Source organism: Mesorhizobium sp. WSM4807 (assembly GCF_055811615.1).
Genome location: NZ_JBVVQY010000004.1, coordinates 121,281 through 137,481 on the forward strand (window position 1 = coordinate 121,281; position 16,201 = coordinate 137,481).

The window sequence follows — 16,201 nt, forward strand, 5'->3', positions numbered from 1 at the left end:
AGCAGCTCACGGACACGGGTTGCCGACACGCTGGTGGATTGCATCGACCGCCTTCTGCATATCCTCGGTCCAGACGACATCGGCAGAAGACAGCGCCATGTCGAGCTGCGAAAGGGTCGTCGCGCCGATGATGCTCGAAGTGACGAAGGGCCGGCTCGCGACATAGGCGTTGGCAAACAATGCCGGCTCCATGCCGAAAGAGCGCGCCAGCTCGTTATACTCGAGCTGCGCCTCCGCGGCGTTGGGCGTCTCGTAGCGCTGGCCGCGGTTGAAAAGCTGAGAGCGCGAACCCAGCGGCCGTGCGCCATGGTCGTACTTTCCGGTTAGATAGCCTTGTCCCAGCGGCGAATAGGCGAGCAGGGAAACCTGTTCGCGCTCGCAGACTTCGGTAAGGTTCACCTCGAAGCCGCGATTGACGAAATTATAGGCGTTCTGCAGCGACACCAGGCGCGGACCGAGGCCCTTGTCGGCTTCGGCGATGAACCGCATGACGCCCCAGGAACTCTCGTTCGACAGGCCGAAATGGCGGATTTTTCCAGCCTTCACCAGTTCGTCGAAGACGGCGAGTGTCTCGGTGATTGGCGTCTCGCCGGCCGGCGCGCCGACGGAATCGGCCCGCAGCGCTACGGCACCGACGCGGTTCGGATTGGCGCCCCACGGCACGGCGCGCTCCGGCCAATGGATCTGATAGAGATCGAGATAGTCGGTATTGAGCCTGGTCAGCGATTTCTCGACGGCATCGAAGATGTCGGCGCGCACCAGCTTCGACGGGCGCCCGCCGCGGAACCATGTGTTGGCGGTGCGGCCAACCACTTTCGAGGCGAGGATGACCTGATCGCGGTTGCCCCTCGTTTTCATCCAGCTGCCGATGATCTTCTCGGTCCAGCCTTGCGTCTCCGCCTTGGGCGGGATCGGGTAGAGCTCGGCAGTGTCGATGAAATTGACGCCCCGCGAAAAGGCCAGGTCCATCTGGGCGTGGCCGTCCGCTTCGGTGTTCTGCTGGCCCCAGGTCATCGATCCCAAGCAGATCTGGGAAACAAGAAGATCGGTCCGACCGAGGCGGCGTTTGTGCATGGAACTTTCTCCGGCGGGAAGGTTTTGCGCGGCTGCGCGGGGAGGAAGCCGCAGCATACAGGAATGCGAGGGCTGTCTCCAAGCCCGCCGCCAATCGTCGGCGACTTTTCCGTGAAGTCCAGCCAGGGACTACGTGGCAGCCAACAAAAAGCCGGACTGCATTTTTCATGCAGTCCGGAATTTCGCCAGGAATGGCGAGGAAAAACCGGCCCTGTGCCGGCGTTCAGCTATACGGTCCGCCCGCGCCGGAAGTTTCACCGTCAAGTCGACTGTAATCAAAAAAACCTGTGCAGCATGGCTGCCATGCAAATGCTGCACTGCACAATTGTCATGATTTGCCTATATTGCGACTCGGGGAGGACCAACCAGGGGCTTGAATCATGGGTTTCCTCACTGAAATGTTCGCCCGTCCGCGTCCGCAGGAACATCTGCGCTACCGCGCGGCTCTGGCGCTGCTTCATTCGATGAGCAATGCCGACCGTGCCGACATCGGCATCAAACCAGCCGATTTTCCGCGCGTCGCTCGCGAAATGCCCTCACGTTAGTCAGTCGTACGGATATCCCGGCTCGACCGGGATATCTCCTCGCCATTCTTCAACGCGATCCCATGAAAATCGCCTTGCTCAGCGGCACGCCATTGTGGCGCAGGATGTCGTAGGCGGTGGTCACGTGGAAATAGAAATTGGGCATGGCGAGATGCAGCAGATACTGCATGCCGGCCATCGAAAACTCGCGCTGGCCAAGCTTCAGCTCGATCATTCTGTCATCGGAGCCGTCCATATCGGCAGCCGAAAATGTCGCCAGATGGTCGACGGTCTTGGCGATGCGCGCCTGGAGATCGGCAAAGCTCGCCTCGCTGTCCTCGTATTTCGGCACCTCGCGGCCGGCAAGCCGCGATGGCGCGCCCTTGGCGTGGTCGGTGGCGATCTGCACCTGCCTGGTCAACGCGTACATGTCCGGCGCCAGCCTCGACGTCAAAAACACATGCGGATCGATCTTGCGGTCGAGCGCATTCTGCTCGGCGATGTTCAGCACGTTGGATAGCGCCTTCAACCTGGCCGAAAACACCGGAACGGACGCTTCGTACATCGATATGGTCACGTGAATCTCCTATCCTGCGGGAACGCCGACGGCGGGACCTAGCGCCTCCGCGGGCGATTCTTCAAGCGTCACCACGTCGCCGCAATCGGTATGATAGGATTTCCCATCCGGTGGAGATTCCCGATGAGAAGCGCCCTTTTTGCAGCGACCGCTTTTTTCTCCCTTGCCGTGACAGGCCAGCCAGTGCTCGCCGCCGAAGCGCCTTATGTCGACGACAGGTCGGACGCCGAAGCGGTCATCCGCTCGTTCTACAGCGCCATCAACCGGCAAGAATTCGCGCGCGCCTGGGACTATTTCGGCGACACCAAGCCGGCCAAGGATTTCGGCGCCTTCGTCAAAGGCTATGACGGCACCGACGCCGTCGAAGTCAAAACCGGTGGCGTGTCCGAAGACGGTGCTGCCGGCAGCATCTATTACAATGTTCCGGTCGCCATCCGGGCGACAGCCAAGGGCGGCAGCGAAAACGTCTTTGCCGGTTGCTATACGTTGCGCCAGGTCAACGCCCAGATCCAGGAACCGCCATTTCGCCCGATCTTCATCGACAAGGGCGCGCTGAAACCGTCCAAGGCCGATTTCGAGGACGCCGTGCCTGCAAGCTGCGGCGACGGACCACCACCGCCGAAGAAGGATGCGGCGCTGGAGCAGGCCAAGAAGGCGTTTGCGGCCACCTATGGCGAACAATGCGACAAGGAAATGCCTGGTGGCGAACCCTTGGCAGAGCCGGACGCCTACTCCCTCCGCTACAAGGATGCGGACACCGAGGCCGATGAGCCCGAACGCGAGACGCGGCTGTTCCGCTTCTTCTGCTCGATGGCTGCCTACAATGAGAGTGCCGTCTACTATGTCTACGACGACGTATCGGGTGTCCGGCAGCTGCAGTTCGCCTCGCCGGAACTCGATATCCACTATGAGAACAACGATAGCGAAGGCAAGGTCGAGGCGATCAACGTCGTCGGCTTCCAGACCGATGATCAACTGGTCAATTCCGAATATGACGACGCCACCAAGACGATCTCATCGCTCAACAAGTGGCGCGGCGTCGGCGATGCCTCGTCAGTCGGGACCTATCTGTTTCGCAACGGCAATTTCTCGCTGGTGCAGTATGATGTTGATGCCTCCTATGACGGCGAGATCAACCCGCAGACGGTGGTGGACTACAACACCGCGCCTTAAGGAGCCTTCGACAGCATCCAGTTGAGCGTGCCGCGCCAGTCGGTCATGCGGATCGGCGTACCGTGCGTGCCCGTCTCGAAGCGGACAAAGCGGGCCGGATAGGTTTTCGATTTGGTCAGGATCGAACGAAAGAAGGCTTCCTGTTTCTCGACTGGAAACACCGGGTCCTTGCTGCCCTGACCAAAGAAGACCGGAACACGGCGCTTGAAGGCCGGGCTCGAGAAGAAACTTTCATCCCACAGCGAACCGAGCAGCAGCAGCCCGTCGATGCGGCCGCCCGTATTCTTGCGGGCGGCAAGCTTCCAGCACAGTGCGCCGCCCATCGAGCCGCAGGCAACGAAGATCTTCGCGTCCGGCGACCGTTCGGCATAGTGGCCGATCAGCGCGGCGATTTGGGCAGCACCTGTGTCGCCGAAATCGGAAAAGTCCGGTGACAGATAGAGGCCGCCATTGCCGGCCATCAGGTTCTTGATGCGGTTGAAATTGCCACCGAAGGTGAAATCGTCGACGCCCTGCTTACGGCTGCCGCCCCGCCCGTGCAAATAGAGCACGATGATGGCAGCACCTTGCGTGCGACCGACGGCGACGTGGCGGATATTGCCGGCGTCGGTCTTCAGCAGCAGATCCTGCTGCACCTTGCGTACACCGGTGTCGATATACTGCGCCTGCGCGCGGCGCTCCGGCACCTTGTCGCGAGCGTTGATATCGCGCAGCTCGCGATAGTCGACGACAGTATAGGCGCCCTCGGAAGAGAGGATGGCCGGATAGGCGAACAGATCGTCCTTGAAGGGCTTTAGCGACAGCGTTTGACCGTACGCCAAACCCGAAAACAAAAGAAAAATCAAGGTCAGAAGCGGTAAACGGAGAGCCATCCCTCAGGGATGCGTTTTTCGGCCTCGGTTTGTCAATCCTGCAGCACGCCGCCGGCGCCTTCCAGCGCCTCACGTGTGTCGACATCGATCGACGCACCCTTGCCGATCTCGACATCGACGACATCGAGCCCTTCGGCCTCGACCAGATGGCGCGCGCCGGTATCGCCTTCGAGATGAGCGATCGCCGCAAACAGTGAGCGCGGCAACAGCACCGGGTTGCCTCGCTTTCCCTCATGCGAGGCGCGCACGACCGATCGGCCCTCGGATTTGCGGAATGCATCGATCAGCCTGTCGAGATCGGCTGACGCGACGCCGGGCATGTCGCCAAGCACGATCATGGCACCGGCAGCGTCGCCGGCAACTTTCGCGATGCCGGCCTTCAGCGACGAAGACAGGCCGTCAGCGAAATCCGGATTGTCGGCGAAGGTGATGTCCAGGCCCGACAGCGCTTTCCGCACGCGCTCGCGCTGATGGCCGGTGACGACGATTGTATCAGAGGCTTTCGAGCCGAGCGCGCGCTCGGCGGTGCGGCGGACCAGCGGCTTGCCGTCGAACAGCGCCAGCAGCTTGTTCGGGCCGCCCATGCGGCTGGAGCGGCCGGCGGCCAGCAGCACGACATCGACCTTCAACTCGGCTCTGGCCGGCAGCGGCTCGCGCGGCTGTGGCCGCGTCGGGATTTCCATCAACAGGCCGCCGACACCCATGCCGGCGATATCCTTGGCCGTCACGTCGAGGCCGGCGATCAACCGGTCAAGAACCCAGTCGAAGCCGTTCTCCTTGGGGCTGCGGGCGCAGCCCGGTGCGCCGATGATGCGCTTGCCGCCAAGCGTGCCGAGCACCAACAGATTGCCGGGATCGACAGGCATGCCGGCGCGGATGACGATGCCGCCGGCCTTCTCGATCGCCGCCGGGACGACGTCGCCAAAATCGCTCATCGCCGAGGCGCCGAAGATCACCACCATGTCGTTATCGCGCGCCAGCGAGGCCGCAGCCTCCGCAACGGTGCCAACTTCGTGCGGCGTGCGGCGCTCCGCCGTCAGCCGGCCGCCCGAGCGCGCCAAGCGGGCTTCGGTGACACGCAACGTCTTGTCGAGCACGCTCTGCTTGATGCCGGGCAGAACCGTCTGGATGACGCCGACACGGACCGGCTGATAGACATTGACGGCAAAGATCTCGCCGCCGGCGCAGATCCTCGCCACCGAATCGACCAGCATGGAGCTGACCGCGAAGGGAATGATCTTCACCGTTGCAACCATCTGGCCCTTCTCAACCGGCGCGTGCTGCGCCAAGGTGGCGATGGTGATCGTCGGATCAACGGCGTTGATGGCGTCGATCATCGCCGCGTCGACGGTGAAGATGCCGGCCGCCTGAGCGTGGAGATTAACCCGGCCGGTCGCGGCGGCCTTCGCCTCGATGTTGCGATGGATCATGCTTTCGGCGATTTTTTCGGCGGCAGCGTCCTCACTGAGATCATCCGAAGCCAAGACCGCTGCGACGACCTCCGAAATCCCCGCCGCCTTGAGCAAAGACACATCGTCAGCGCTCAGCTTGTGTGCCTTGCGAAAGCGCCGTTCTCCGGCGGCGGTGGCGTGCGCCAGCACCGCGCCTTCGGCAGCGTCGATCGGGATCGAGCCGAACTTCACGCCGCGGCGTCCTTGGCTTCGAGGCCACGTGAGCGAAACGCCTGGATCGCCTGCGCCAGCACCGCGACGGCGATCTCGGCCGGGCTCGCGGCGCCAATGTCGAGGCCGATTGGTGCGTGGATGCGGGCGATCTGGTCGGCGGTCGCGCCCAATGCCAGCAGGCGCTCGACGCGCTTACCATGGGTCTTGCGGCTGCCAAGCGCCCCGACATAGAAGCAGTTGGCGTCGAGCGCCGCCTTCAGCGCGAAGTCATCGATCTTCGGATCATGGGTGACGGCTGCCAACGCCGTATAGCTGTCGAGCGGCTGGCGCGAAAGCACATCCTCTGGCCATTCGGCATGCAGTGCGACATCGGGAAAGCGGTCTGATGTGGCGAAGGCCGTGCGCGGATCGACGATCTCGACGGGATAGCCGGCGATCTTGGCCATCGGCGCCAGTGCCTGGCTGATATGGACGGCGCCGATCACCATCAGGCGCGGCTGCGGCAGGTGGGCGTTGAGAAAGAACGTTCGCCCTTCCGCCTCGACCGAGCCCGAATTGCCTGACCGAAACGCCTTGGCGATCGCAGCGCCCAATTCGCCGGCGACCTGATCGCCCTCGCGCACGATGCGGTCGCGGCCGTCGCCGAGATCGGTGACCAAGATCGCCGCGCGGCGGGCGCGGCGTTCGACGTTCAGCGTTTTCAGCGCATATGGATCCATCAAAAGATCTCTTGCTTGAGCATGATCTTGTCCGAAAACCGGTTCCCACTTTTCGCTGACGCGGACCTTTGGTTCGGGATCATGCTTCTAACCCAACCGCTCGACATAGACTTTGATGCGGCCGCCGCAGGACAGGCCGACCTGCCATGCGGTTTCATCGGCAACGCCGAATTCCAGCATCTTTGCCTTGCCGCTGTCGATGACATCGATCGCCTCGGTGACCACCGCGCCTTCGACGCAGCCGCCAGAGACGGAGCCGTGGAAATTGCCTTCCGCGTCGATGACAAGATGGCTGCCGACCGGGCGCGGCGCCGAGCCCCAGGTCTCGACCACGGTAGCAATGGCGACATCCTTGCCGTCTTTCATCCAGCCTTCAGCGATGATCAGCGGATCGCGCGCCTCATCGAGATAAATGCTGTTTTCCATCACCGTTTCTCCCGGAGAAAACATATGGCTATGCAGCGCTTCTCGCGCCACCCTCAATCCATCGGCGTGGGTCGACGGAGGACGCCGAATTCTTGTCCAGCGACGCGCAGAGATCGGCGAGCGCGTCGAGATTGTGCACCGAGCGGAATTCGTCAACATGCGGCAGCATCGCCTTGACGCCGCGGGCGCGCGCCTCGAAGCCGCCGAAGCGCAGCAGCGGGTTCAGCCAGATCAGCCGCCGGCTGGATTTGTGCAGGCGCTCCATTTCCTCCGACAGGCCGGCAACGTCGTCACGCTCCAGCCCGTCGGTGATCAGGAGAACGACCGCGCCCTGCGCCAGCACACGCCGCGACCACAACCGGTTGAATTCGGCCAGCGTATCGCCGATGCGGGTGCCGCCCGACCAGTCCATCACCGCCGCCGAACAATCGGCGAGTGCCGCGTCAGGATCGCGATGGCGCATCTGCCGCGTCAGGTTTGTCAGCCTGGTGCCGAAGACGAAGGCGTGCACGCGCCGGCGCTTTTCCGTCAGCGCATGCAGGAAATGCAGGAAAATGCGCGTGTACTGGCTCATCGAACCGGAAATATCGGCAAGCACGACCAGCGGCGGGTGAACCTCGCGCGGCGACCGGAATTTCGGCAGGATCAGTTCGCCGCCTGTCCGCGCGGCCGAGCGCATCATGGCGCGCGGATCGATACGTCGGCCATGCGCGTTGGATTTGAAACGCCGTGTACTGACCATGTCGAAGGGCAGCCGCAACTCGGCGATCGCCTTCTTGGCGTCAGTCATCTCGGCGGCGTTCATCTGGGCAAAATCCTTGCCCCTCAGCACCTCGTTCCCGGAAAACGTGAAGCGAGCGTCGACCTCGATCTCGGGGATTTCCTGCACCGGCTGTTTCTTCTGGTGGCCCTCGAACATTGCCTGGCTGACGCGGTTTTCCGCAGCCCGCGGCTTTTGCTTCTCACGACTGTTCGGCGCAACTGGCGAAAACATCGCCAGCATCTTTTCGATCAGCTCGTGCGATTTCCAGAACAGCCGGAAAGTCTCGTCGAAGGTAGGGTGATCCTCGTGCCGCGACACCAGTACGGCGTGCAGCGTCCAGTAGAAATCGTCGCGAGAGCCGATACCGGCGGCCAGCACCGCCTCGATCGCATCTTTTACCGAGGCCGGGCCGACCCGCATGCCGGCCTTGCGTAGGGTGCGGGCGAAATAGACGATGTTATCGGCGATCCTCCCATCGGGCGTGGCCTCTTTCGGTTCGGGACGCGGCGTTGCCATCGCCTACTCCGCCGCCGAAAGCTCGGCCTTCACCTCGTTGAGGATGCGCCGGCCTTCGCCCTGTTCTATACGGGCAATGTCGTCCTGGTATTTCAACAGCACGCCGATCGTGTCGGAAACGGTTTCCGGATCGAGCGCCACCTTGTCGAGTTCGGTCAGCGCGCCTGCCCAGTCGATGGTCTCGGCAACCCCCGGCACCTTGAACAGCTCGATCTGGCGCAGCTTCTGGATGAACGAAACCACCTCTGCCGACAGCCGGCTGTTGGCCTGCGGTACTTTTCTGCGCACGATCTCCAGCTCGCGCTCGGCATTCGGGTAGTCGACCCAGTGATAGAGGCAGCGGCGCTTCAGCGCGTCATGGATCTCGCGGGTGCGGTTGGTGGTGATGATGACGATCGGCGGTTCCTGCGCCTTGATCGTGCCGAGTTCGGGCACCGTCACCTGGAAGTCGGAGAGAATTTCGAGGAGGAATGCCTCGAAGGCCTCGTCGGTGCGGTCGAGCTCGTCGATCAGAAAAACCGGGGCGGCGCCCGCCTTGCCGGTCAGTGCGTCGAGCACCGGGCGGCGGATCAGGTATTTTTCGGAAAAGACGTTGCGCTCCATGTCGGAGCGGTCGACCTTGCCGGCCGCTTCTTCCATGCGGATCTCGATCATCTGCGCGGCGTAGTTCCACTCGTAGACGGCGGACGAGACGTCGAGGCCTTCATAGCATTGCAGGCGGATCAGCCGGCGGCCGAGCGCTTGCGCCAGCACCTTGGCGATCTCGGTCTTGCCGACGCCGGCCTCGCCCTCAAGGAACAGCGGCCGCTTCATGCGCAGCGATAAGAACAGCACGGTCGCCAGTGACCGATCCGCCATATAGTCCGCACCGGTCAGCAGATCGAGCGTCTCGTCGATCGTCGGCGGCGCCGGGCGTGGTTTCAACTCGGTCATTCTCTCTCCGTTGGTGCAGCCATCCAGGGCCTCTACAGAGCGTGATAGCCGCGGTCGTGATAGATCAGCGGCCGCAAATTATCGCCGGTGCGCAGGCCTGTCACCTTGCCAAAAAGCACACGGTGGGTGGCCAGATCCTTGGTGTCGATCAGTTCGCAGTCGAACACGGCGAGCGCGCCCTTCAGCGTCGGCGCACCGGTCGAGATCACGTCCCAATCGCCCAACGCGAAACGTTCCTCGACGGGCAGACCTGTGAGGCCGGAAAAGCCGACCGACAGCGCCTCCTGGTCCGAAGCCAGCGTGTTCAAGGCGAACCTGCCATTCTTCACGAACGGCTCATTCTTGGGATTTTCGCAATTGAGGCAGACCAGGATGGTCGGCGGCGTGTCCGAGACCGAACAGGCTGCAATGACAGTCGCACCGCGCCTGCCGGCGGGACCGTCGGTGGTAACCACATGGACGTGGCCGGCAAAATGGCTCATCGCGTCGCGATAGGCCTGCGGCCCTATGTCGTTCTTCTTCAGCACCGGCGATTTCCATTGGTTTGAAGCGAGGTGAACCGAACCGTTATATATGGCGGCATATTGCATGCCACAAGCGAAGTGGTTGACATGCATCTTGAATTTCGCGTGTTGCGTGAAAGCTGACCAGCCTTTAGGTCTTGGCAGGAAGTGGCTCCGGCAAACACGCGACCGGTGCAGAGGAATTCTTTCGCTCGCATGCGACCCAGGACAACGACAATAGCGGTGCTGGCCTGGCTGTCTCTCGCCGGTGATGCGAACGCTGAGACGCTGCTGGTCGGCGTCGCAGCACCACTGTCCGGGCCGTCGGCGATCCTCGGCAAGCAGATCGAGGCGGGCGCTGGCCTGGCGGCAGAGGCGAACGGTGCTCAACTCAAGGTTGTTGATGACGCCTGCACGGCCGATGGTGGGGCTGCCGCAGCGAGGGAATTCGCTGCGGCGAAAGTCGGCGTGGTCGTCGGCTTCCTCTGCACCGAGGCGATCGAGGCGGCACTGCCGATCCTGAAGGACGCCAACATACCGGTCATCACCGTCGGCGTGCGCATCGAAAGCCTGACCGACCGGCGCGCCAAAACCGGCTGGCCGATCTTTCGTCTCGGGCCGCGCGGCGACGACGAGCGCAACGCAGTCGCCTCCATCCTCACTCGCCAATGGCAGAACGAACTGTTCGCCATCGTCGACGACGGCACTATCTACGGCCGCGAAATCGCCGAGACGCTTCGGGCGGCAGCCGAGCAGGCGGCGCTGAAACCGGTGTTCGTCGACACATTCCGGCCGCAGCTCGACAACCAGATCGGGCTGATCGGGCGGCTGAGGAAAGCCGGCGCAACGCATGTCTTCGCCGGCGGCGACGGTGACGACATCGCCATCATGGGTCGCGACGCCGGCCAGCTCGATGCCGGCATCACCTTTGCCGGCGGCGAAGCGCTGCGCACACCGCCCGGCGACGTGGCTTATGCCAGGGGCACGCTGATGATCGCGCCGCCCGAATGGGATGATGTCGCCGACTCCAAGGTGCTCGACAGCTTTGCCGCGCAAAAGATCGTGCCGGACGGCTACACGCTGCCGGCCTTTGCGGCGGTCGAGATCGCCGAAGCGGCGACCGCGCTGGCGGAAACCTCCGGCAAGCCATTGGCCGATGCGCTTACCGCGCATGACTTCAGCACCGCGATCGGACCCATCCGCTTTGACGGCAAGGGCGACTTGACCGAGAACCTCTATCGGGTCTTCCGTTTCGACGGCGCATATTTCGTGCCGGCGGAGGCCAAATAATGTTTCGGACAGGGCCGCGCAATCTCATCACCGATGTCGCCGGCCTGCGCGTCGGCAACGCTTCCGATGTGAGGCTGAAGTCCGGGGTGACCACCATCGTCTGCGACGAACCGGCGGTGGCCGGTGTCCAGATCCTGGGCGGTGCGCCAGGCACCCGCGAGACCGACCTGCTCGAGCCGCACAATTCAATCGAGGCGATCCATGCTGTGGTGCTTTCGGGCGGTTCGGCCTTCGGTCTTGACGCCGCCTCCGGCGTACAGGCGGCACTGCGTGAAAGGGGCATCGGTGTCGAGGTCGGCGGCTTTCGCGTGCCGATCGTGCCGGCGGCGATCCTGTTCGACCTGCGCAATGGCGGCGACAAGGACTGGGGCCGGTATCCGCCCTATCGCGATCTCGGCTATGAGGCGGTACAGGCAGTCGGCATCGATTTTCCGCTCGGCACTGTCGGCGCGGGCAGTGGTGCGTTGAGTTCCGGCCTGAAGGGCGGCCTCGGATCGGCCTCGACGGTGCTCGACAGCGGCGTCACCATCGGCGCGCTCGCCGCCGTCAATCCGACCGGCTCGGTGACGATCGCCCAAACCCGCCACTTCTGGGCAGCGCCCTTCGAGATCGGCGACGAGTTCGGCGGGCTTGGCTATCCCTCGCCGATGCCGGAGGACGCGAAAACGATCCTGCTGAAGTTTCGCGACAAGCATATCGGGAAACGGACGAAGATCGGCGGCAACACGACCATCGCCATCATCGCCACGGACGCCGTCCTCACCAAGGCCGCCGCCAAACGCCTGGCGATATCAGCGCATGACGGCTTCGTGCGCGCCATTTGGCCGACACACACGCCGGCCGACGGGGATCTGGTTTTCGCGCTGGCGACCGGCAAGAGCGGTATCGAGCTCGCGCCCAATGACGCCATCGACCTCTACGCAGCGGCCGGCGTCACCATGGCGCGCGCCATCAGCCGCGGCGTCTTTGCCGCGACGCCAGCCGATGGCGACCTGTTTCCGGTCTGGTCGTCGCGCTGAATGCGCGCTGCCGTAATCAAAATGGGGCCGTAATTATTGGCCGTGATCAGGTGGGGTCGGATTTCTCTTCCTCGAATGTGACCGCAACATCCGAATTTGCCGACAGCCGCACTTTCTGGCCCTCGACTTCGGCTACGAGGCTGAGCGGAATGAAGTGGTGATGCCCCCTGTGAGAGCCCTCGCCGCTGTCGCGCTTGGTCAGCTTGATTCGTTGTCCCTCAACTTTGTCGACGGTGCCGACATGGACGCCGTCGGCGCCGATCACTTCCATATGTTCGCGAATGCTGGCTGCATCGATCATTATGGGTTCTCCATAAGAGCGCCGCGCGTCCTTTTGGACGCGCAAAGGACGCTCTAAACACTTTAAATCAACGCATCGAGCTTTCCGACAATCGATTCCGATTTTTCGGGCCGATGCGGTGAAGCTGCCAACATAAACAAATGACAGCGCGATTGGATGCATCGGGTTCGCGTCTCAGAGGGCACGACGTTTTGACGATGTCGTGATAGTGGTCGAAACAACGCTGGCTGCTCAAACGGAAATCCGATGCGAATTCTTGCCCTGTTTGCCGTTTCCCTCCTTGCCCAGTTTGCAATCTCGCTCGCCGCGCATGCCGGCGATGTCGCCGAGCTTGAAATCCTCGGCTTCACTGGGGATGGCGGCATCTTCGCCTTCGAGGAATATGGTGTCCAGGACGGGTCGGGATTCCCCTATGCCAATCGCTATTATATCGACACGGCCGACGACAGTTTTCTCAAGGGCACGCCGATCAGGGTGCGGCTTGACAACGAGAACGCAACGCTCGACGCGGCGCGCCTTGCAGCTCGGCAGAAAGGCGAAGCTATCATCAAGCAGGCGGAATTGACCGCGAATCGCGGCATCACCGCCGGCTTCAACCCGGTGACCGAACTTTCGGCCGATCCGTTCCGCATGGTGGTCAACCCGCGGCCGATCTTTTCGCCGGTCGATGATCCGCTCGAGTTCCGGCTCGACGAGATCGGTATGAACGACACGGAAGCCTGCCAGAGCCTCGGCGAGATCAACGGCTTTCGTTTGCTGCGCATCGAGGCGAAAGACGGCGGCAAGACTGAGCTCCTGCACGAAGACAAGTCGATCCCTAAGAGCAGAGGCTGCCCGAACGGCTATCGGATCGGCGCGGTGCAGACATTTTCCATGCAGGGCCTCAGCGCCTATGCCGTGCTGATCGCGGTACGCCAGTACGGATTCGAAGGGCCGGACTATCGCTGGATCGCGGTAACCGGCCGGCTGTGACGCCGCTCGCCGCCATACACAACCGACTGGATCGTATCGGCAAGGCAACTTGCCAATGCCGTCCGAGCGAGACGAGCCGCGCCAGGAACAGGCCAACCGGAAAAGCGAGCGCACCGCCGGCCGCATAGAGCAACGAGACGAAGCGGATCTTTGCCGGAGTCTCCCAGTCGTCCAACAGCAGATTGGCAAGCGCGCTGGCGCCCATCGCTGCGGCCCACAGCAGGGTGCCGCAAACCGCGGCGCGCGGCCCTTGGCGGCCGCGTTTGTCTGCCTTCTTGCCACTACGATCGGCCTCACCGGTGGGCTCTTTGCGCTGCAATACCGTTCCTACTATGCCCAGTGGCATGAACCCGCACTGACCATCGCCTGGGCCATCCAGTTCGTGCACACAATGGCGACTGCGTTGTATCAATTCATCGTTCTAGGCATCCGGCTTTATTTTCCGCTCGGTTTCATCGCGCTCGCTCTCGCCAGCATCTGGTTTGCGCGGCAGCAGCGTTGAGCATTTTGTCCGGCTCTGTTAGGACGCGGGCGAATGCCCTCGCAAGTCAGGACTGACGGATGATTCCTCGCTACTCCCGGCCGGAAATGGTGGCCATCTGGTCGCCCGAAACCCGGTTCCGCATCTGGTTCGAGATCGAGGCCTACGCTTGCGACGCCCTGGCCGAGCTCGGCGTGATCCCGAAGGAGGCCGCCAAGACCATCTGGGAAAAGGGCGGGGCCGCGAAATTCGACGTCGAGGCCATCGACGAGATCGAGCGCGTGACCAAGCACGACGTCATCGCCTTCCTCACCCATCTCAGCGAATTCGTCGGGCCGGATGCCCGCTTCATCCATCAGGGCATGACCTCCTCGGACGTTCTCGACACCTGCTTTGCCGCGCAGCTCACCCGCGCCAGCGACATCCTTCTGGCCGACATCGACGACCTGCTTGCGGCGCTCAAGCGCCGCGCTTTCGAACACAAGGACACAATCACCATCGGCCGCAGCCACGGCATCCATGCCGAGCCGACCACCTTCGGCGTCAAGCTGGCACAGGCCTATGCCGAATTCTCGCGCTGCCGCGAGCGACTGGTGCACGCGCGTGAGGATATTGCGACGTGCGCCATATCAGGTGCTGTCGGCACCTTCGCCAACATCGATCCCTATGTCGAAGAGCATGTGGCGAAGAAACTCGGATTGAAGCCGGAGCCGGTGTCGACGCAGGTGATCCCGCGCGACCGCCACGCGATGTTCTTCGCGACACTCGGTGTCATCGCATCGTCGATCGAACGGCTGGCGATCGAGATCCGCCATCTGCAGCGCACCGAGGTGCTGGAGGCGGAAGAGTATTTTTCGCCCGGACAGAAAGGCTCGTCGGCGATGCCGCACAAGCGTAACCCGGTGCTTACCGAAAACCTCACCGGGCTTGCGCGCATGGTGCGTTCCTTCGCGCTACCGGCGATGGAGAACGTGGCGCTCTGGCACGAGCGCGATATCTCGCATTCGTCGGTCGAGCGCATGATCGGCCCGGATGCGACCGTGACGCTCGATTTCGCACTGTCGCGGCTGACCAGTGTCATCGACGGGTTGCTCGTCTATCCCGACAACATGCTGAAGAACATGAACAAGTTCCGCGGCCTCGTGCATTCGCAGCGTGTGCTACTGGCGCTGACCCAGGCCGGTGTCAGCCGTGAGGACGCCTACCGGCTGGTGCAGAGAAACGCCATGAAAGTGTGGGAGCAAGGCGCTGATTTCCTTGAGGAACTTTTGGCTGACAAAGAGGTCACCGCAGCCTTGCCCGAAGCCGAGATTCGTGAAAAATTCGACCTTGGCTATCATACCAAGCATGTCGACACGATCTTCAAGCGTGTGTTCGGGGAAGCGTGAGGTCGCGCGGATTTGACCGGTCCTAGACGGCATCGACCTTGCCGCCAACCATCAAACTGCGAGATTTGCCGAGGCGCAAACGCCAGGCTCGCCCTTCTCCCCTTGTTGTGGGAGAAGGTGGATCGGCGCGCGGCGCCGAGACGGATGAGTGGGTGCTCCAGCCTAGCGCAGCCTTCACCTGCTCAGCGCGCACCATCAGGTTCGAAGATCAAGCCTTGCCGGAAACGGTCCTGATCACCGTTCCCCATGGATCCTCGCGGGTGGTTGCCTCAGTCACATTATCGGAACGCATTTCGACCCAGGCCAGGCCGGACCGGGAAGGATCGCGCCGGCCGGCGCCGGCGCTCTGCCACGAATTGGCGCCGATGTGGTGGTGGTAGCCGCCTGACGACAGGAATACCGCCGCGCTACCATATTTCGCCACCGTGTCGAAGCCGAACTCCTGGTGCCACCAGGCCTCGGCGTCTTCCGGGCGACCGACGCGCAGATGGACGTGGCCGATGATGCTGTTGTCCGGCATGCCATGCCAGCCGGCATCGCCGGCCGGCACGTCGGCGACGACCGACGAAATATTCAGCCGTTCGGTCGCCATCGCTATCTTGTCGCCATTCCACTTCCAGTCCTCATGGCGGCGGTCGGCATAGATCTCTATGCCGTTGCCTTCAGGATCGGTCAGGTAAAGTGCCTCGCTGACCAGATGGTCCGATGCGCCTTCGATGCCGATCTTGTTGGCGATGGCATGGTTGATCCAGCGCCCGAGATCGGTCCGGCTGGGCAGCAGGAAGGCTGTGTGGAAGAGGCCGGCGCTGCGCGGATCGTCGGGCTTCGCCGCTGCATCCGCCTCGATGTCGAGCAAGGGACGATTGGCGGCGCCCAGCGTGATCGTGCCGCCGGCGCGGCTCAGTTCCCGCAGACCGACGACGTTGCGATAGTAAGCGGCCAGGCTTTCGGCATTCCGCGCGCGTAACCCGACGCGGGCAACGCTGACCGGGGTCGTGGCGGCAAAAGGCAGTTCGCTCATCAAAGTCTCCGTTTGGGCGGCCTT

The 16,201-nt window shown here is 62.8% G+C and carries 18 protein-coding genes; 7 read left to right on the forward strand and 11 right to left on the reverse strand.

The window, feature by feature from the left end:
• Positions 1-6: 6 nt before the first annotated feature.
• Positions 7-1,074 (reverse strand): aldo/keto reductase, encoded by a 1,068-nt coding sequence (locus tag AC0L3N_RS06675; RefSeq protein ID WP_473546517.1) that lies wholly within the window; start codon positions 1,072-1,074, stop codon positions 7-9.
• Between the two features lie 380 nt (positions 1,075-1,454).
• Between AC0L3N_RS06675 and AC0L3N_RS06680 the strand changes: the two genes are divergently transcribed.
• The gene (locus AC0L3N_RS06680; protein WP_473546519.1) at positions 1,455-1,619 is read left to right on the forward strand and encodes a hypothetical protein; all 165 of its coding nucleotides are present in this window, start codon (positions 1,455-1,457) and stop codon (positions 1,617-1,619) included.
• 49 nt (positions 1,620-1,668) lie between these two features.
• Here the strand turns inward: AC0L3N_RS06680 and AC0L3N_RS06685 are convergent, their stop codons facing one another.
• A complete protein-coding gene (locus AC0L3N_RS06685; protein ID WP_473546521.1) occupies positions 1,669-2,175 on the reverse strand; it encodes a DUF1993 domain-containing protein in 507 nt (168 codons plus the stop codon).
• A gap of 123 nt (positions 2,176-2,298) precedes the next feature.
• Between AC0L3N_RS06685 and AC0L3N_RS06690 the strand changes: the two genes are divergently transcribed.
• Positions 2,299-3,348: a DUF1176 domain-containing protein gene (locus AC0L3N_RS06690; protein WP_473546523.1), complete on the forward strand. Its 1,050-nt coding sequence runs from the start codon at positions 2,299-2,301 to the stop codon at positions 3,346-3,348.
• Here the strand turns inward: AC0L3N_RS06690 and AC0L3N_RS06695 are convergent.
• The 7 genes from AC0L3N_RS06695 to AC0L3N_RS06725 form a co-directional block, all read right to left on the reverse strand.
• Positions 3,345-4,220 (reverse strand): alpha/beta hydrolase, encoded by an 876-nt coding sequence (locus AC0L3N_RS06695; protein ID WP_473546525.1) that lies wholly within the window; start codon positions 4,218-4,220, stop codon positions 3,345-3,347. The genes AC0L3N_RS06690 and AC0L3N_RS06695 overlap by 4 nt on opposite strands.
• Before the next feature lie 32 nt (positions 4,221-4,252).
• Entirely contained in the window at positions 4,253-5,863 is a 1,611-nt protein-coding gene (locus tag AC0L3N_RS06700) for an NTP transferase domain-containing protein (protein ID WP_473546527.1), read from the reverse strand.
• Positions 5,860-6,564 carry an XdhC family protein gene (locus tag AC0L3N_RS06705; protein ID WP_473546529.1) on the reverse strand — a complete coding sequence of 235 codons (705 nt, stop codon included), beginning with the start codon at positions 6,562-6,564 and terminating at the stop codon, positions 5,860-5,862. Before AC0L3N_RS06705 ends, AC0L3N_RS06700 begins: the two co-directional genes overlap by 4 nt.
• An 87-nt stretch (positions 6,565-6,651) precedes the next feature.
• Positions 6,652-6,990: an XdhC family protein gene (locus AC0L3N_RS06710; protein WP_065008152.1), complete on the reverse strand. Its 339-nt coding sequence runs from the start codon at positions 6,988-6,990 to the stop codon at positions 6,652-6,654.
• A 28-nt stretch (positions 6,991-7,018) separates the two neighbouring features.
• A complete protein-coding gene (locus AC0L3N_RS06715; protein ID WP_473546531.1) occupies positions 7,019-8,269 on the reverse strand; it encodes a vWA domain-containing protein in 1,251 nt (416 codons plus the stop codon).
• Positions 8,270-8,272: 3 nt separating this feature from the next.
• Positions 8,273-9,202 carry an AAA family ATPase gene (locus AC0L3N_RS06720; RefSeq protein WP_123149974.1) on the reverse strand — a complete coding sequence of 310 codons (930 nt, stop codon included), beginning with the start codon at positions 9,200-9,202 and terminating at the stop codon, positions 8,273-8,275.
• 32 nt (positions 9,203-9,234) lie between these two features.
• The gene (locus tag AC0L3N_RS06725) at positions 9,235-9,729 is read right to left on the reverse strand and encodes a flavin reductase (protein WP_123150093.1); all 495 of its coding nucleotides are present in this window, start codon (positions 9,727-9,729) and stop codon (positions 9,235-9,237) included.
• Positions 9,730-9,921: 192 nt separating this feature from the next.
• Between AC0L3N_RS06725 and AC0L3N_RS06730 the strand changes: the two genes are divergently transcribed.
• Positions 9,922-10,995 (forward strand): branched-chain amino acid ABC transporter substrate-binding protein, encoded by a 1,074-nt coding sequence (locus AC0L3N_RS06730; protein WP_473546533.1) that lies wholly within the window; start codon positions 9,922-9,924, stop codon positions 10,993-10,995.
• Positions 10,995-12,014, forward strand: coding sequence for a P1 family peptidase (locus tag AC0L3N_RS06735; protein ID WP_473546535.1), 1,020 nt, complete (start codon positions 10,995-10,997; stop codon positions 12,012-12,014). Before AC0L3N_RS06730 ends, AC0L3N_RS06735 begins: the two co-directional genes overlap by 1 nt.
• Positions 12,015-12,060: 46 nt before the next feature.
• Here the strand turns inward: AC0L3N_RS06735 and AC0L3N_RS06740 are convergent, their stop codons facing one another.
• Entirely contained in the window at positions 12,061-12,315 is a 255-nt protein-coding gene (locus AC0L3N_RS06740) for a DUF2171 domain-containing protein (RefSeq protein WP_473546537.1), read from the reverse strand.
• Positions 12,316-12,561: 246 nt separating this feature from the next.
• On the opposite strand from AC0L3N_RS06740, the gene AC0L3N_RS06745 reads away from it, so the two are divergent.
• The 3 genes from AC0L3N_RS06745 to purB are packed head-to-tail and all read left to right on the forward strand — an operon-like array spanning position 12,562 to position 15,156.
• Positions 12,562-13,287 (forward strand): DUF2259 domain-containing protein, encoded by a 726-nt coding sequence (locus AC0L3N_RS06745; RefSeq protein ID WP_123149978.1) that lies wholly within the window; start codon positions 12,562-12,564, stop codon positions 13,285-13,287.
• A 55-nt stretch (positions 13,288-13,342) separates the two neighbouring features.
• The gene (locus AC0L3N_RS06750; protein WP_473546539.1) at positions 13,343-13,789 is read left to right on the forward strand and encodes a hypothetical protein; all 447 of its coding nucleotides are present in this window, start codon (positions 13,343-13,345) and stop codon (positions 13,787-13,789) included.
• Positions 13,790-13,848: 59 nt separating this feature from the next.
• Entirely contained in the window at positions 13,849-15,156 is a 1,308-nt protein-coding gene (gene purB / locus AC0L3N_RS06755) for an adenylosuccinate lyase (protein WP_473546541.1), read from the forward strand.
• A 208-nt stretch (positions 15,157-15,364) separates the two neighbouring features.
• On the opposite strand, the gene AC0L3N_RS06760 is transcribed toward purB, so the two are convergent.
• Positions 15,365-16,177 carry a VOC family protein gene (locus AC0L3N_RS06760; protein ID WP_473546543.1) on the reverse strand — a complete coding sequence of 271 codons (813 nt, stop codon included), beginning with the start codon at positions 16,175-16,177 and terminating at the stop codon, positions 15,365-15,367.
• Positions 16,178-16,201: the final 24 nt, after the last annotated feature.

Bases quoted from the DNA above. Each gene is read 5' to 3' on its own strand.
- AC0L3N_RS06675 (WP_473546517.1), bottom strand. From the start codon at position 1,074: ATGCACAAACGCCGCCTCGGTCGGACCGATCTTCTTGTTTCCCAGATC.
- AC0L3N_RS06680 (WP_473546519.1), top strand. From the start codon at position 1,455: ATGGGTTTCCTCACTGAAATGTTCGCCCGTCCGCGTCCGCAGGAACAT.
- AC0L3N_RS06690 (WP_473546523.1), top strand. From the start codon at position 2,299: ATGAGAAGCGCCCTTTTTGCAGCGACCGCTTTTTTCTCCCTTGCCGTG.
- AC0L3N_RS06695 (WP_473546525.1), bottom strand. From the start codon at position 4,220: ATGGCTCTCCGTTTACCGCTTCTGACCTTGATTTTTCTTTTGTTTTCG.
- AC0L3N_RS06705 (WP_473546529.1), bottom strand. From the start codon at position 6,564: ATGGATCCATATGCGCTGAAAACGCTGAACGTCGAACGCCGCGCCCGC.
- AC0L3N_RS06710 (WP_065008152.1), bottom strand. From the start codon at position 6,990: ATGGAAAACAGCATTTATCTCGATGAGGCGCGCGATCCGCTGATCATC.
- AC0L3N_RS06715 (WP_473546531.1), bottom strand. From the start codon at position 8,269: ATGGCAACGCCGCGTCCCGAACCGAAAGAGGCCACGCCCGATGGGAGG.
- AC0L3N_RS06720 (WP_123149974.1), bottom strand. From the start codon at position 9,202: ATGACCGAGTTGAAACCACGCCCGGCGCCGCCGACGATCGACGAGACG.
- AC0L3N_RS06730 (WP_473546533.1), top strand. From the start codon at position 9,922: ATGCGACCCAGGACAACGACAATAGCGGTGCTGGCCTGGCTGTCTCTC.
- AC0L3N_RS06735 (WP_473546535.1), top strand. From the start codon at position 10,995: ATGTTTCGGACAGGGCCGCGCAATCTCATCACCGATGTCGCCGGCCTG.
- AC0L3N_RS06740 (WP_473546537.1), bottom strand. From the start codon at position 12,315: ATGATCGATGCAGCCAGCATTCGCGAACATATGGAAGTGATCGGCGCC.
- AC0L3N_RS06745 (WP_123149978.1), top strand. From the start codon at position 12,562: ATGCGAATTCTTGCCCTGTTTGCCGTTTCCCTCCTTGCCCAGTTTGCA.
- AC0L3N_RS06750 (WP_473546539.1), top strand. From the start codon at position 13,343: ATGCCGTCCGAGCGAGACGAGCCGCGCCAGGAACAGGCCAACCGGAAA.
- purB (WP_473546541.1), top strand. From the start codon at position 13,849: ATGATTCCTCGCTACTCCCGGCCGGAAATGGTGGCCATCTGGTCGCCC.
- AC0L3N_RS06760 (WP_473546543.1), bottom strand. From the start codon at position 16,177: ATGAGCGAACTGCCTTTTGCCGCCACGACCCCGGTCAGCGTTGCCCGC.